Source organism: Peteryoungia rhizophila, assembly GCF_004912145.1.
Classification (GTDB): Bacteria; Pseudomonadota; Alphaproteobacteria; order Rhizobiales; family Rhizobiaceae; genus Allorhizobium; species Allorhizobium rhizophilum.
Map to the genome: position 1 here is coordinate 17,130 of NZ_STGT01000001.1, position 14,908 is coordinate 32,037.

Here is a 14,908-nt window from a genome sequence, read left to right on the forward strand (position 1 = left end):
ATGCTTGTCCGCTATGACCGTCCGGTGTCCCGGTCCGCCTTTGTCGCGCGGCGCATGGCGCTGTTTTCGCTGGGCATGCTGGTGGTCGTGGTACTGGCGCATCGCTTCGGGCCGCTCACGACCCCGGATTTCGTTCTTCTGGTGCTGGCATGCGCCCTGCCGGCAGCACTTTCTGTGCCGCTTGCGCTTCTGGGGCTCGCCCGGCTTTGGCGGATCGGGGCCCTGGGCGGCGTCGCCGCCGCCTGGGCGCTGATCTATGCCGCCCTGCCGCTCGCACTGCCGGGTTATGGCTATTATCTCTATGTCACCAAGCCACGGCTGACCGAGGTTGCGACCGATCTTTCGGATCGGCCGGCCTGGGTTTCGCTGCCGGAGGCGGAGCAGCATCTCCTGCCGCGCCCGGCCCTGCCTGAGAATGCCGATGCGGTGCAACTCTCCGCCTATCCGGGTCTCATCGGGCGGCGCTACGAGGGGGCGATCGACCGCGTCTACGAGGCGGTGCGCAAGGTGGCGGCACAGAACAGGCTGGTGGTGACGGCGAGCCGCGGCGAGGAATATGGCCTGCCGGCGCTGGAGCTTCGTCCGACGACGGAGGAGCCGGATGCAACGGCCGCCGGGGCAGTGACGGCGACGGACGAGGCCCTGCCGGAAAGCGGGCCACTGCCCATCGCACGGCCGGAGCCCAGTCTCACCGTGCCGCTCGACGACGGCGAGCCCGAAGGGACCGCGCGGCTGCAGCTTTCGACCCGTACACTGGTGTTCGGCCTGCCCTTCGATGCGGTGGTGCGGCTGCGCGAGGAGGCGGAAATGACGCTGGTCGATATCCGCGTCGCCTCGCGCTACGGGCCGCATGATCTCGGCATCAGCGACCGGATCGCCGAGGGCTTCCTGCACGCGCTGGATGCAGAGCTTCTGGGGATTGCCGGCAACTGAGGGTCTGGCGTTTGACGACGTCCAGCCTTGTGCCGGACCTTGCCCCCCTCTGCTTGCCAGGCATCTCCGCCACGGGGGGAGATCGGATTGACGCTGGCGCCGCAGCCTTAACCCGGCCGGTACTCGCCCGATAGTCTTGGCGAGCCATCCGTCGCGACTAGCCCCTTCTCCACCAGGTCCTCGATATGGGCGAGCACGGAGAGGGCGGCGGCCCCATGCAGGCGCGGATCGGTCGAGGCGTAGATGACGCTCACCATGTCCGCGATCAGGCGGTCACCCTTTCGGACGCGCTCCAATACCGCCCTTTCGCGCATGCGGCGATGGGTGCGGAGCGCCCTCACGAAGGTTCGAGGCTCGGAGACGGGGCCGCCATGGCCGGGCAGATAGAGGCGGTCGTCGCGCGAGAGCAGCCGGTCGAGCGAGGCCATGTAGTCGGCCATGGCGCCATCCGGGGGGGCGACGATCGAGGTGGCCCAGGCCATGACGTGATCGGCCGAGAAGAGGATACCGGTGTTATCGAGCGCGAAGGCCGTGTGATTGGCCGTGTGGCCCGGCGTGTGGACGGCGGTGAGCCGCCATCCGTCGCCTTCGACCGTGTCACCATCGGCAAGAGCGCGATCGGGGACGAAATCGGTGTCCGAACTTTCGGCAAAGGGGTTCACCTCACCCTCGAACAAAGGCCGTGATGGCCGGTGCGGGCCCTCGGCGACGATCACGGCCCCGGTTCGTTCCTTGAGCCGGCGGGCGAGCGGGGAATGGTCGCGATGCGTGTGGCTGACGGCGATGTGGGAGACCTCCCTGCCCTTCAGCGCCGCCATCAGGGCATCCAAATGCGCGTCGTTATCAGGGCCGGGATCGATGACGCAGACGGATTTCTGGCCGACGATATAGGTGTTGGTGCCGTGGAAGGTGAAGGGGCTGGGATTGGGCGCAGTGAGGCGCTCTACGCCCTCGGCCACCGGTACCGCCACCCCGTGCTGCGGATCGAAGGTGGTGACGAATTGCGGCAGCGCCTGATCGTCGGTCTCGCTCACTTGTATTCGATCTCGATGAAGCTCATCGGCTGATCGCCGCCATTGACGACATTGTGCTCGACGCCGGCATCTCGGCGATAGGCCTCGCCGGCCTTGCTCGTCACGCGGCGCTCGCCCGCGGCATCCTCGATCAGGAAATGGCAATCGGTGAGCGGCACGACGACATAGCCGAGGCCATGGGTGTGATGGCCGGTCGCAGCACCCGGCTCGAAATCCCAGCGGGTGATGCGCGTGACGGCGTCGTCGAGAACCACGGTCGGGATGGCGGGTGGACGGGCGGAATAGCCGGGCATCTTGGGTCTCCGGTGGATGCGGCGCAGGATGCGACGTCTCCCCGATTTATACCCGGCCCGGAGCCTGCGGCAACCGCCGCAGGCCCGATTGCGGACCCAAGTCCCGGCCAATCATGCAGCCGTTGCGAGCGCGACCGCATCTGCCCCTGCCGGATAGCGCGCCTGTGCCGTGCCGTCCGTCACCGCATGCCAGACGGCTTCGGCAACATCGCTTTCGCGGGTCACCATCGTGGGGGACGCGAAGGCTTCGAAGATCGGCCGGGCAAAATCGAGATAGGCGCCGGGAAGAAGATCCATGACGTTGATATCGGAATTGGCGGCAAAGCGGGTCGTCGGCGCATAACCCGGCTCGACCAGTTTGGCGCGGATGCCGAAGGTGGCGAGTTCATGGGCGAGCGACTGGGTGAAACCCTGGATCGCCTGCTTGCTTGCCGTATAGGCAGCGGCAAGCGGCATCGGTGCGAGCGTGACGCTGGAGGTGACGTTGACGATGACGCCGGCGCCCCGTTCGCGCATGCCGGGGATCGCGGCCTGGCTCATCGCCATGGTGCCGAAGGTATTGGTCTCGAAAACCTTACGGATATGCTCCATCGGCGTTGCCTCGAAGGCGCCGACCACGCCGATACCGGCATTGTTGACCAGTGCGTCGATCGGGCCTGCGGCCTCGAAGGCGGCATGGATGCTGTCAGTCTTGGTCACGTCGAGCGGCAGGATGCGCAGGCGGTCGGACGGGGCGAAGATGTCCTGGCGGGGCGTGCGCATCGTTGCGATCACGGTCCAGCCGCGGTCGAGGAAATGCTGGGCGATGTGCTGGCCGTAGCCCGACGAGCAACCGGTGATGAGAATGGTCGGCATGGAAAACTCCTGGGACGTTTTGTTGGAGGCGCTTGGTGTTGACGTCCCAGGTTTAGCCGCGTTACTCTGGACTATCATCAACCATAAGTCCGCATTTCATTCGAGATAGTCCAGATGCGTGATCCGCTTTCCGATGTCATCGCGCTGCTCAAACCGCGCACCGTCTTTTCCAAGGGCATTAGCGGCGCTGGTCGTTGGGCGGTTCGATACGCCTCCTTCGGTCAGCCCGGCTTCTGCGCCATCACGAAAGGGCGCTGCCGGTTTGCGATCGATGGTGAGGAGCCCGTCATTCTCGAAGAAGGGGATTTTCTGCTGCTGCCGGCAACGCCCGCCTTCACCATGGGCAGCATCGAGCCTGCGCCGCCCGTCTCGATCGATCCCAAAACCCTGGTTTTGACACCCGACGGCGAGAAGCGGCATGGGCGGCCGGATGGCGAGCCTGACATGCGGCAGTTCGGCGGCTATTTTTCCTTCGATGCGCCCGATGCCTCGCTGTTTGTCTCGCTTCTGCCGCGCATGATCCATGTGCGCGGCGCGACCCGGCTGACGCAGCTCGTTCACTTGCTCGGGGACGAGGCCCGGCGCGCGGATTTCGGGCGCGATCTCATCCTGGAACGCTATGCCGAAATCCTGCTGATCGAGGCGCTGCGCAGTGTGCCGGCCGAACAGGCACCGCCCGGTCTGTTGCGCGGACTGGCCGATCCGCGTATCGCGCTTGCGCTCCAGTCCATGCATGCCGAGGTCGATCGCTCCTGGACGGTGGAGGCGCTGGCACGACTGGCGGCCATGTCACGATCTGCCTTCTTCGACCGTTTTCGCGATACCGTCGGCCTGCGGCCGATGGAATATCTGATGACCTGGCGCATGGCTCTCGCCAAGGACCTGCTGCAGCGCCAAGATCTGAGCCTGGATGCGGTGGCCGAGAAGATCGGTTATGGCTCGGCGAGCACATTCAGCACGGCCTTCAGTCGGCATGTCGGCGTGCCGCCGGGGCGGTTTGCAAGGGCGGCGGCATGAGGCAGACGGACTTTGGGCGTCAGACGGCGATGGCGGCCGCCTGTTCCCGCTCCTGCTCGACACCGTAGCGCGAGGGCGGCACGCCGACGAAACGGGTGAAGGCGGTGGAGAAGGCACTGGCCGAGCCATAACCGACGCGGCCTGCGATCTCCTCCATGCCCAGATCCTCCTGATCCAGATAGGTCTTGGCGAGCGCCATGCGCCAGGCGGTGAGATATTCCATCGGCGGCATGCCGAGAGCCGTGCGGAAACGCTTGTAAAAGGCCGAGCGCGATAGGGCCGCCTCGCGGGCGAGGCTCTCGATCGTCCAGTCCCGGGCGGGATCGGCGTGCAGGCGGCGCAGGCTTGCCGCCAGGCGTTCATCGGCCAGGCCACGCAGGATGCCAGCCGGCGGCGCTTCGCCGAGGGTGGTTTCGTCCGGTGCTGCGCGCAGGGCTTCGAGCAGAATGACGTCGAGCAGGCGGGCGAGGATCATGTCGCGCGCCGGGAGGATCGCTCGCGTCTCGTCGGACAAGAGCCGGACCAAAGCCGACAGCCGTTCCGCCTTGCGTAGGTGGAGGAAGCGGGGCAGGAGCTGGATGAGCAGGCGCGAATCCGGCGAGCCGAAATGGAAATGGCCGACCAGCAGCCTCGCATTGGCCGGGCCCTCCGGATCGCCATGGCGGATCTCGCCGGGCAGAGCCGTGACCAGCGATGGATCGGGCGCCGTCAGGCCCTCCATAGCCGCCACCTCCCTTTCCATGCTCTCCATGGCGAAGTGGAAGAGCGACGGGACGAGGACAAAATCGCCGGCCTGCAACTGCACGGTCGGATGGCCGTCGACGGTCATCCGGGCCGTCCCGTCGAGCACCACGCAATAGAAAGGCTCGCCATCCAGTTCCCGCGTCACGCGCCAGTGGCCGGCCCCGCTCGCCACCTTGGCAAAACCGGCACGTGGCCTGAGCAGCGATACGATCTCGCCAAGAGGATCACTCGAGGGATCTGCCAAACGACACTCCTGATAATGGAAACTGCACGATCCATTATAGATAACATCACGACCAGAATCTAGTCTCCGGACATGCAATCACACAGGAGACGGCACATGAAAACAATATTGATCACGGGCGCTTCGGCAGGCTTCGGCCTTGCCACGGCACACCTCTTTCTCGACCGCGGCTGGCGGGTGATCGCCGGCATGCGGACCCCACGGCACGACCTTCTGCCCGCATCCGACCGGCTTCAGGTGGTGGCGCTCGACGTCACCGATCAAGCCTCCATCAAAGCCGCCATCGAACAGGCGGGGCCGATCGACGTGCTCGTCAACAATGCCGGGATCGGCTGGATGAATGCGGTGGAAGGCACGGATGGAGAGACGCTGCGCGCGCTGTTCGAGACCAACATCTTCGGGCCGACCGCACTGATGCAGGCGGTGCTGCCGCAGATGCGGGAACGGCGCTCGGGCGTGATCGTCAACGTCTCCTCCAGCGTGACGCTGAAGCCGCTGCCGCTGCTCTCGGCCTATACGGCGAGCAAGGCGGCGCTGAATGCGCTGACGGAGGTTTCGGCGCTGGAACTCGCGCCCTTCGATATTCGGGTGCGGATCGTCCTGCCCGGACGCGCGCCGACCACCGGCTTCGGGGACACGGCACGCGCCCGGATCCAGCAGCAAGGCGGCTTTCCGGAGCCCTATCTGCCGATCGTGAAGGCAGCCTTCGATACATGGGCCGAGGAGAGCGAGGCAGAGGTGACACAGGCAACCGACGTCGCCGAAGCTGTCTGGCAGGCGGCAACGGATGCGGCAGCACCGATGCGCATTCCGGCAGGTGCAGATGCGCTGGCGCTGGCGGGCTGAGCCAGGCCGACATCGGGAGGGCGAGCCAATCGCCCTCCCCCGCCGTCAATCGGCTCCAGTCGAACCGGCCGCAGAAACCGGTTGACTAGAAAACTATAACCTTATAGTTTCCTAGTCAACCACATGGAGCCTGGCATGCCACCCCCATCAGAACTCACCGTCCACCAGGGCTACTGGTTGCGCATGGTCTCGAATGCCGTGTCGCAGGATTTTGCCCGCAAGCTTGCCGCAGAAGACGTGACGGTCGCGGAATGGGTACTGATGCGATCCCTCTACGGCGAGGCGCCGACGACACCATCGAGCCTCGCCGACCGGATGGGTTTGACGCGGGGCGCGATCACCAAACTCGCAGACCGGCTGATGGCCAAGGGGCTGGTCGGGCGCAAGTCGCATGAAAGTGACGGGCGGGCGCATTATCTCTTCCTCACCGAAGAAGGCATGACCCGGGTGCCGAAACTCGCTGATATCGCTGACGAGAACGATGCCGCGTTCTTCGACGTGCTGGACGCAAATGACCTCGCCACCCTGGACCGGCTGCTCCGGCTGCTCGTCGAAAGGCACAGCCTGAGAGACGTACCGGTGGACTGACGAACCGCACCCCCCGTTACAACAATCTGACCCAAGAAGGAGATCCGCCATGGACGCGGAGCGCATTTCCATTGCCGAAACCTGCCTGAAGGCCGCACACGACGGCAGCCTGAGCTTTCCTGATATTGTCGGCCGGCTGATCGCTGCCGGCTTCGAGGGCTATACCGTCGACTACCGGCGCAACGAGCAGACCTATTACCTACCCGACGGCGATAGCGTGCAACTGGCCATGCCCGCGCATGCCGGTCCGATTGGTGCTGCCTTCGACGCAACCGAGATCGAGCGGCTGGTGCGCTGGGCGCAATCCGGCGCGGAGGAATACAGCTATCTGGCCTTCAGCGCACAAGCGAAGGCGGCGGGTTGTGCGGGATATCTCGTCTCGTTTCTCGGGCGGCGCGTGGTCTATTTCGGGCGGACAGCGGAGACGCATGTGGAGATGTTTCCGCCGTGAGGCGTGCACGTTCCGGGGCTGCCTGCTATGGGCCGCGGCTCGCTCGGCGAATGCGGGCGAACCGTCGGCGTCAGACGCCATAATAGAGATAGATGGCATAACAAGAGGCCAGGCCGACGATGATGTTCATCGGCAGTCCGATCTTGACGAAATCGCTGAAGCGGTAATTGCCGGCGCCGTAGACCAGGGTGTTGGTCTGGTAGCCGATGGGGGTCGCGAAGCTGGCGCTCGCGCCGAACATGACGGTGACGACCAATGCCCGCGGCTCGATGCCCAGTTGCTGACCGAGGCCGATGACGATGGGCGTCAGGATGACCGCGACGGCATTGTTGGTCACGCATTCGGTCAATGTCGAAGCCAGGACATAGACAAGGATCAGGACGACGAAGGGCGAGACGGTCGACATGATCGGCATGGCCGCATCGACCACGAGTGTGACGGCGCCGGTCTCTTGCAACCCCTGGCCCACGACCAGCATGGCAAAGATGAGGATCAGGATTCCGCCCTCGATCGACCCCCAGGCCTCGTCCGCATCGATGCAGCGTAGGATGAGGATGGCAGGGACGGCGATCATCGCCAGGATGCCGATCTCCATCACATTGAAGGCCGCAAGCACCACGACGAGACCGAGCGCCAGAAGCGCCAACGGTGCCTTGGTGGGCCGAAAGGCACGCGCTGTCGAGCGGGTGACGGAAACGAGTTCACTCTGTTGCGCCAGTTCATCGAGCGCCTCGGGCGTGCCTTCGAGCAGGAGTTTATCGGCAGGACGCAGTCGCACATTGGCGAGATCTGGGCCTGGCACATGCCCCTGTCGATGGGCACCTATTATGCGTACGCCATACCGACGGCCGAGCGACAGACTGGAAAGACGCGTACCATGGCTCATGCGGCCGGGCGCCACCACCGCTTCGACGACGATGCCCTCGCTATTGGCTGCAGCACCCCGCCTCTGGCCCACGCGCAACCCTTCCTGATCGTTCAGCGTCAGAAGTGCCGAGGATTTGGCGAGGATGATCAGCCCGTCGCCCTTTTTCAGGACGATGGCGTCGAGATCCTTGCGAACCACGCCTTCGTCCGAGCGCACACCCACAATGCGCAGTCCGGTCTGCTTGAACTCGGTAATCTCGCCAATGGGTTTTTCGGTGTGAGGACCGTCTGCAAGCACGGTCAGTTCGGACAAGAACTCGGCGTCATCCCCATTGTCCAGCTCCCCGCCCTCCTCGCGCCGGTCAGGCAAAAGAAATCTGCCCAGCACGAGCATTGTGAGGATGCCCGTGGCGGCAGCCGCCAAGCCGATGGGCGTGATCTCGAAGAGGGAAAATGGCTCGAGGCCCTGGTCGCGCGCGACGCCATCGACGAGAAGGTTGGTGGACGTGCCGATCAAGGTCAAAGTACCGCCAAGAATAGCCGCGTAGGACACCGGGATGAGGAGCCGGGTCGCTGCGATGTCGAGTGCGGCGGCAAGCCGGATGACAATCGGGATCAGAACCAGGACAACGGGCGTATTGTTCATGAAGGCGGAGGCGACGAGTGCCGTCAGCAGAAAGACGGCAAGTGCCAGCTTCGGACGCTTCTTGGAGCGGTCGAGCACCAGCCCCGCGACCCTTTCCAGCACACCGGTTCGGACCAGCGCGCCAGTGAGCACGAACATGGCCCCGATCGTCAGCGGTGCGGAATTGGAAAATACCGCCATGGCCTTGTCGGTCGGCACGAAGCCGAGCACGATGAAAAGGGCAGCACCGGCGGACGCCGTGACGTCGGCCGGATATTTTTCCCAGATGAACATCCCAAAGAGCAAGACGACCAGCCCGAGCGCGATCTGCGCCTCGTAGCCCGCAAAGAACCCCATCATCATATTTGGTATCGTCCCCGAGTTTTCACGTTGCTAAACGCGCGACCTTCGATCTGGCTCCACCGACCGCAAAAGATCTCGTAGACGATAGCCGCATACACGGCGATCGCATTTAAAAACACTGTGCATGGGCAAGTTCAAGGCGCAGGCGAGCGGGTAGAGACGACGCTGTGCTCCTACCAAACTACCCCCGCGCCTTGATCGCCGCCTGGGCCGCAGACAGCCGCGCAATCGGTACGCGGAACGGCGAGCACGACACATAATCCAGGCCGACATCCTCGCAGAAGTGGATGGAGGTCGGGTCGCCGCCGTGTTCGCCGCAGATGCCGAGTTTCATGTCGGGGCGCGTCTTGCGGCCGCGTTCGGCGGCAATGCGGATGAGTTCGCCGACGCCGTCGAAATCCAGGGATACGAAGGGGTCCTGGATGATGATGCCCTTGCGCTGATAGGTCGGGATGAAGCGGGCGGCGTCGTCTCGGGACATGCCGAAGGTGGTCTGGGTCAGGTCGTTGGTGCCAAAGGAGAAGAATTCGGCGGCTTCCGCGATGATATGGGCGCGGATCGCGGCGCGGGGCAGTTCGATCATCGTGCCGACGAGATAGGAGATCTCGAGCTTGGCTTCGCCCATGACTTCGGCGGCGACGCGGTCGATCACGGCTTTCACGTAATCCAGCTCGGAGCGCAGGCCGACCAGCGGGACCATGATTTCGGGCACGACGGGTGCGCCCGTTTCGCGGGCGGCGGCGACGGCGGCTTCGAAGATGGCGCGGGCCTGCATTTCGGCGATCTCCGGATAGGAGATGGCAAGCCGGCAGCCGCGATGGCCGAGCATGGGGTTGAATTCGTGCAGCGCATCGATGCGGCGGCGCATGAAACCGGGTTCGAGGCCCATGGCGTTGGCCACTTCCTCGATTTCCTCATCCGACTTGGGCAGGAATTCATGCAGCGGCGGATCGAGCATGCGGATCGTCACGGGCATGCCATGCATGATGGTGAAGAGCTCGGTGAAGTCAGAGCGCTGCATGGGCAAGAGCTTGTCGAGGGCGGCGCGACGGCCGGCCTCGTCTTCGGCGAGGATCATCTCGCGCATCGCGTGGATGCGCTCGCCTTCGAAGAACATGTGTTCGGTGCGGCAAAGGCCGATGCCCTCTGCGCCGAAGGAGCGGGCGGCGCGCGCGTCGCCCGGCGTATCGGCATTGGTGCGCACGGTCATGCGGCGGGCAGCATCGGCCCAGACCATAAGCTGGGCGAAATCGCCCGAGAGTTCCGGCTGCAGCATGGGCACCTCGCCCTTCAGCACCTGGCCGGAAGAGCCGTCAATGGTGATGATATCGCCTTTTGTCAGTGTGACGCCGAGGCCAACGAGCTTTTCCTGGCGCAGGTCGACGCGCATGGTGCCGGCACCGGAGACGCAGGGGATGCCCATGCCGCGGGCGACGACCGCCGCATGGCTGGTCATGCCGCCACGCGTGGTCAGGATGCCTTCGGCGGCATGCATGCCGTGGATGTCCTCGGGGCTCGTCTCGACACGGACGAGGATGACCTTGCGGCCTTCGGCTTCCGCCTCGACCGCCTCTTCTGCGGTAAAGACGATGGCGCCGGTCGCCGCTCCCGGTGAGGCGGGCAGGCCCGAACCGATCACATGGCGATCGACACGCGGATCGATGGTGGGGTGCAGGAGCTGATCGAGCGAGGAGGGCTCGATGCGCAGGACCGCCTCCTGCTGGCTGATCAGGCCCTCGGCGACCATGTCGACGGCGATCTTCATCGCAGCCTTGGTGGTGCGTTTTCCCGAGCGGGCCTGGAGCATCCAGAGCGTGCCGCGCTCGATGGTGAATTCAAGATCCTGCATGTCGCGGTAATGGGCTTCCAGCCGGTCGCAGATCGCGTTGAACTCGGCAAAGGCCTCCGGCATCAGCTTTTCGAGCGAGGGCTTGTCGGAGCCACTGTCGATGCGGGCGGCCTCGGTGATCGATTGCGGGGTGCGGATGCCGGCCACGACGTCCTCGCCTTGCGCATTTACCAGGAACTCGCCGTACAGTTCCTTGGCGCCCGTCGATGGATTGCGGGTGAAGGCGACTCCGGTGGCAGAGGTCGAGCCGAGGTTGCCGAAGACCATGGTCTGGACGGTGACCGAGGTGCCCCATTCTGCGGGGATATTGTGCAGCATACGATAGGTCTTGGCGCGCGGGTTCATCCAGCTGGAGAACACGGCGCCGATCGCGCCCCAGAGCTGGACATGCGGATCCTGCGGGAAGGGTTGGCCGAGATCCTGCTCCAGCAGTTCCTTGTAGAGCTTCACGACATGCTGCCATTCGATGGCGGACATTTCCGTATCGAGCTCATGGCCCAGACGGGCCTTTTCATCCTCAAGGATCTCCTCGAATATCTCGTGGTCGAGGCCCATGACGACATCGCCATACATCTGGATGAAGCGGCGATAGCTGTCCCAGGCGAAGCGGGCATCGCCCGAGTGGTGGCCGAGCGCTTCGACGGTGTGGTCGTTGAGGCCGAGATTGAGGACGGTGTCCATCATGCCGGGCATGGAGGTGCGCGAGCCTGATCGAACCGATAGCAGCAGCGGATGACTGGTGTCGCCAAAGGCGCGGCCCGTCGCCGCCTCGATCCCGGCTATGCCCTGGAGCACTTGCGCCCGCAGATCTTCCGATAGGGTCTTGTCGTTCTTGTAGTAGAGCCCGCAGGCATCTGACACGATCGTGAGGCCGGGCGGCACCGGCAGACCAAGCGCCGCCATTTCGGCGAGATTGGCCCCCTTGCCTCCCAGCTGCTCGATCTCGGCTCTACTCCCCTCGGCCACTCCTCCGCCGAAGGTGTAAACCCATTTGCGCATCGCCCTCTCCACCCGAACAGGCTTGTTTTTCCACCATTTACAGCAATTGTGACGGATTGGAAACGCCACCCCCTCAAGATTATGCTGCAATGCATCATAATTGCGGCGGTTCGGACCGAAAGAGCTCACGCGACGTGAAGTTTCGTCAGCCTGCGGGATGGATGATGTGCGGCAGGCCGATGTCCTCTTCGAGCCCTCCGGGCAGAGGCGGACTGACCGGCGTTTGTTACAGCTCATCACGCAATGCGATGAACGGTCATGTAAAATGACCAGAGAAAACGTGCCGGGATGATGCACTGCGGCTCAGTCTTTGCTAGTGGGCATGCACGCCAATTGTAATTTGGAATCAAAATGACACTGACCAGCCCGGTTTCCCTGACTGAGATCCCGCAGAACAACCTCTACCGCAAGGGCGATGTCTTCGTCCTGTTCGGCGAATTGTTCGGGCGCGGCTATGTCACGGGCCTGCTCGACCAGGCGAAGAAGGCCGGCATGGAGATCATCGGGATCACCGTTGGCCGCCGCGACGAGAACAACAAGCTGCGTCCGCTGACCGACGAAGAGCTCGCCCAGGCGGAAGCCAATCTCGGTGGCCGGATCATCAACATTCCCGCCATGGCCGGCTTCGACCTCGATGCACCCGAAGGCGAGAAGACGCCGACCGACCTCTTGTCCTCGCTGACGCTGGAAAACTGGGAAACGGAAAAGCTCGACTGGGCGCATATCGAAAAGTGCCGTCAGGTTGGCGTTGAACGTTTCCAGAAGGCCGTTGCCGATATCATGGCGGAATTGGAAGGCATGATTGCCGATGGCAAGAATGTTCACTTCGCCCACACCATGGCCGGCGGCATTCCGAAGGCGAAGGTCTTCCTCGTTCTTGCCAACCGCATCTACAAGGGCCGCGGCGCGCGCCACATGTCCTCGCAGGTGCTGCTCGACAGCGATCTCGGCAAGCTCATCCTGCAGAACTTCGACGAAGTTTCGGCCAACACCTTCCGTCACCTGATCGAAGGCAGTGCTGCGATCCGCGCCCGCATCGAAAAGAGCGGTGGCCAGGTGCGTTATTCGGCCTATGGCTATCACGGCACCGGCATCCTGATCGGCGACGAATATCGCTGGCAGACCTATACGAACTACACCCAGGGCTATGCCAAGATGAAGCTCGAGGCGATTGCCGAAGAGGCCTTCGCTTCCGGCATCAAGGCGACCGTGTTCAACTGCCCCGAGATCCGCACCAATTCGTCCGATGTCTTCGCCGGCATCGAGCTGCCGCTTCTGCCGCTGCTCAAGGCGTTGAAGAAGGAGAACGGCGGCGCGCGGGCCGAGAAGGTTTGGGCTGATTGCCAGAACCTTCTGGTCGAGGGTGCGACGATCGACGACGTTCTGCAGAAGATCGCCGACTTCCAGGCCAGCGACGTGATGATCCCGTTCTACGACTTCAACAAATGGCCGATGCCGAACAGCCAGGGCCAGTCGGACATCACCATCGGCACCTCGCAAGAGATCGCCCAGATGCACAAGGACGGCAAGGCGCTGATCTCGGACTATCTGAGCGTGCTCGTGGTCGAGGCGACCGGCGCGCTGATCTTCGGCGAAGTGGCTGATCCGTCGGCGCCGGTGCTCTGGCTCAACCACGACATGGTGGCGCGGCAGATCAATTCGGCTGGGTGAGCCAGTAGTCAGTAAGCAGTGGCCAATAGGATTGTGCCGGGAGCTTTGCATCCGGCATTTTTCGTTTCGGTGGATCGTCATCCTCGGGCTTGTCCCGAGGACCTACTGCCGCCGCTCTTGGCCCGACGGTCAGGGCCCTCCCCTCAGCGTCCCATTCATGCCCCCGTTGGCAGATCCTCGGGACAAGCCTGAGGATGACGGCGGGTGCGGGCCCTGCAGTGCAAGCCATTCAACGTGCACGCCCCGTCTGGACAGGGCCTTTTCCGGGGGCGAACCGATCGGCTTCCGGGACGGCTAGACATCTTCGACCGATGCTGGCACGCCGTTGACTGGTCATCAGACAAATCGAGTCTTCCCGATGCATTTTCAGCCGCAGTATCGCGTCTATATCGCCTTCTTTCTCTTCGCCATGTCGACCGGGTCGCTGTTCTCGCGGTTGCCAGACCTGCAGGTGCAGCTTTCGGTCAACAAGGCGGAGCTGGGGCTGACGTTGATCGGCATGGCGATCGGTTCGCTGATTTCGCTCACCCTCTCATCCCCGCTGATCGTCCGGCTCGGCTCGCGCACGACGCTGGCCATCTCGCTGCTCGGCGTGATGGCGCTCTTGTCCGTCATCTCGCTTCTGCCGTCCGCGCCCTTCGTCTTTGCAACGCTTTTTGCTGTCGGACTTCTGGCCGGCGCGCTGGAGATCTGCCTCAATGTCGAGATCGGGCGGATCGAGGCGCAGGCTGGTTTCGGTATCATGAACCGCGCGCATGGCTGCTGGAGCCTCGGATTCTTCGTCACCGCCATCACAGCTTCGCTGGTGCGGCAGGCCGGGGTGACGATGCAGGTGCATATGCATATGCTGCTCGGGCTGATGTTCATCATCGGCGCGATCACGATCGCGGGCATGAAGAACGCTCCCGTCCTCACCACTGCCGGAGCCGAGGACAAGGCACCGCATTTCGCGCTGCCGACGCTGGCTCTCCTGCCGCTATGCATCATCGGCACCTCGGCATTCCTGATTGAAGGTGCGGGAATCGACTGGTCGACGATCTACATGGAAGAGGTCTTCGACGTCTCGCCGTTCATCTCGGGTTCGGGGCTTACGCTGTTTGCCTTCTTCATGGCGCTGGCGCGGCTCACTGTCGACCCGGTGGTGGATCGCTATGGGGCAAGGCTCGTCGGGCGGGTGTTGTTGACGGTTGCGGCTCTCGGCATCGCCATGGCCTGGCTTGCGCCCTCCCCCTCGCTGGCATTGATTGGCTTTGCGCTGATGGGCGCCGGCTGCAGCGCGGTCTATCCGATGGCGGTCTCAGCCGCGGCACAGCGCACGGACCGGCCGGCAGTGATCAATGTCGCAGCGATCGCGCAGATGGCCTTCGTCGTCTTCTTCCTCGGCCCCCCGCTGCTCGGCTTCGTCGCCGAAGCCTTCGGCATCCGCAACGCTTACTTGGTCTGCCTGCCCTTGGTGCTCGGTTCGATCCTCGCGAGCGGCGCGCTGCCGGTCGGACCGGCTCGGCGGGAGAAGTTGGCGGCTTGAAGGC

General features: G+C 63.9%; 13 protein-coding genes. 7 read left to right on the forward strand and 6 right to left on the reverse strand.

What is annotated here, in order from left to right:
* Positions 1–933, forward strand: coding sequence for a DUF1499 domain-containing protein (locus tag E9677_RS00105; RefSeq protein ID WP_136556075.1), 933 nt, complete (start codon positions 1–3; stop codon positions 931–933).
* Positions 934–1,040: 107 nt separating this feature from the next.
* Here E9677_RS00105 and E9677_RS00110 read toward each other — a convergent pair whose 3' ends face one another.
* The 3 genes from E9677_RS00110 to E9677_RS00120 form a co-directional block, all read right to left on the reverse strand.
* Positions 1,041–1,943 carry an MBL fold metallo-hydrolase gene (locus tag E9677_RS00110; protein ID WP_136557136.1) on the reverse strand — a complete coding sequence of 301 codons (903 nt, stop codon included), beginning with the start codon at positions 1,941–1,943 and terminating at the stop codon, positions 1,041–1,043.
* A gap of 20 nt (positions 1,944–1,963) precedes the next feature.
* Complete coding sequence (locus E9677_RS00115) at positions 1,964–2,260, reverse strand: cupin domain-containing protein (protein WP_136556076.1); 297 nt, start codon at positions 2,258–2,260, stop codon at positions 1,964–1,966.
* Positions 2,261–2,371: 111 nt separating this feature from the next.
* Positions 2,372–3,115, reverse strand: coding sequence for an SDR family oxidoreductase (locus E9677_RS00120; RefSeq protein ID WP_136556077.1), 744 nt, complete (start codon positions 3,113–3,115; stop codon positions 2,372–2,374).
* Positions 3,116–3,229: 114 nt separating this feature from the next.
* Between E9677_RS00120 and E9677_RS00125 the strand changes: the two genes are divergently transcribed.
* Positions 3,230–4,132 carry an AraC family transcriptional regulator gene (locus E9677_RS00125; RefSeq protein WP_136556078.1) on the forward strand — a complete coding sequence of 301 codons (903 nt, stop codon included), beginning with the start codon at positions 3,230–3,232 and terminating at the stop codon, positions 4,130–4,132.
* Positions 4,133–4,151: 19 nt separating this feature from the next.
* On the opposite strand, the gene E9677_RS00130 is transcribed toward E9677_RS00125, so the two are convergent.
* Positions 4,152–5,120, reverse strand: a complete 969-nt coding sequence (locus tag E9677_RS00130; protein ID WP_136556079.1) for an AraC family transcriptional regulator — start codon at positions 5,118–5,120, stop codon at positions 4,152–4,154.
* A gap of 96 nt (positions 5,121–5,216) precedes the next feature.
* Between E9677_RS00130 and E9677_RS00135 the strand changes: the two genes are divergently transcribed.
* The 3 genes from E9677_RS00135 (at position 5,217) to E9677_RS00145 (ending at position 7,005) form a co-directional block, all read left to right on the forward strand.
* Positions 5,217–5,966 carry an SDR family oxidoreductase gene (locus E9677_RS00135; RefSeq protein WP_136556080.1) on the forward strand — a complete coding sequence of 250 codons (750 nt, stop codon included), beginning with the start codon at positions 5,217–5,219 and terminating at the stop codon, positions 5,964–5,966.
* 135 nt (positions 5,967–6,101) lie between these two features.
* Positions 6,102–6,554: a MarR family winged helix-turn-helix transcriptional regulator gene (locus E9677_RS00140; protein WP_136556081.1), complete on the forward strand. Its 453-nt coding sequence runs from the start codon at positions 6,102–6,104 to the stop codon at positions 6,552–6,554.
* 49 nt (positions 6,555–6,603) lie between these two features.
* Positions 6,604–7,005 carry a DUF1398 domain-containing protein gene (locus E9677_RS00145; protein WP_136556082.1) on the forward strand — a complete coding sequence of 134 codons (402 nt, stop codon included), beginning with the start codon at positions 6,604–6,606 and terminating at the stop codon, positions 7,003–7,005.
* 70 nt (positions 7,006–7,075) lie between these two features.
* On the opposite strand, the gene E9677_RS00150 is transcribed toward E9677_RS00145, so the two are convergent.
* Entirely contained in the window at positions 7,076–8,860 is a 1,785-nt protein-coding gene (locus E9677_RS00150) for an SLC13 family permease (RefSeq protein WP_328591111.1), read from the reverse strand.
* 181 nt (positions 8,861–9,041) lie between these two features.
* A complete protein-coding gene (ppdK, locus tag E9677_RS00155) occupies positions 9,042–11,708 on the reverse strand; it encodes a pyruvate, phosphate dikinase (RefSeq protein ID WP_136556083.1) in 2,667 nt (888 codons plus the stop codon).
* Positions 11,709–12,065: 357 nt separating this feature from the next.
* On the opposite strand from ppdK, the gene E9677_RS00160 reads away from it, so the two are divergent.
* A complete protein-coding gene (locus E9677_RS00160; protein WP_168801126.1) occupies positions 12,066–13,379 on the forward strand; it encodes an enoyl ACP reductase FabMG family protein in 1,314 nt (437 codons plus the stop codon).
* A gap of 358 nt (positions 13,380–13,737) precedes the next feature.
* Complete coding sequence (locus tag E9677_RS00165; protein ID WP_136556085.1) at positions 13,738–14,904, forward strand: MFS transporter; 1,167 nt, start codon at positions 13,738–13,740, stop codon at positions 14,902–14,904.
* Positions 14,905–14,908 lie beyond the last annotated feature (4 nt).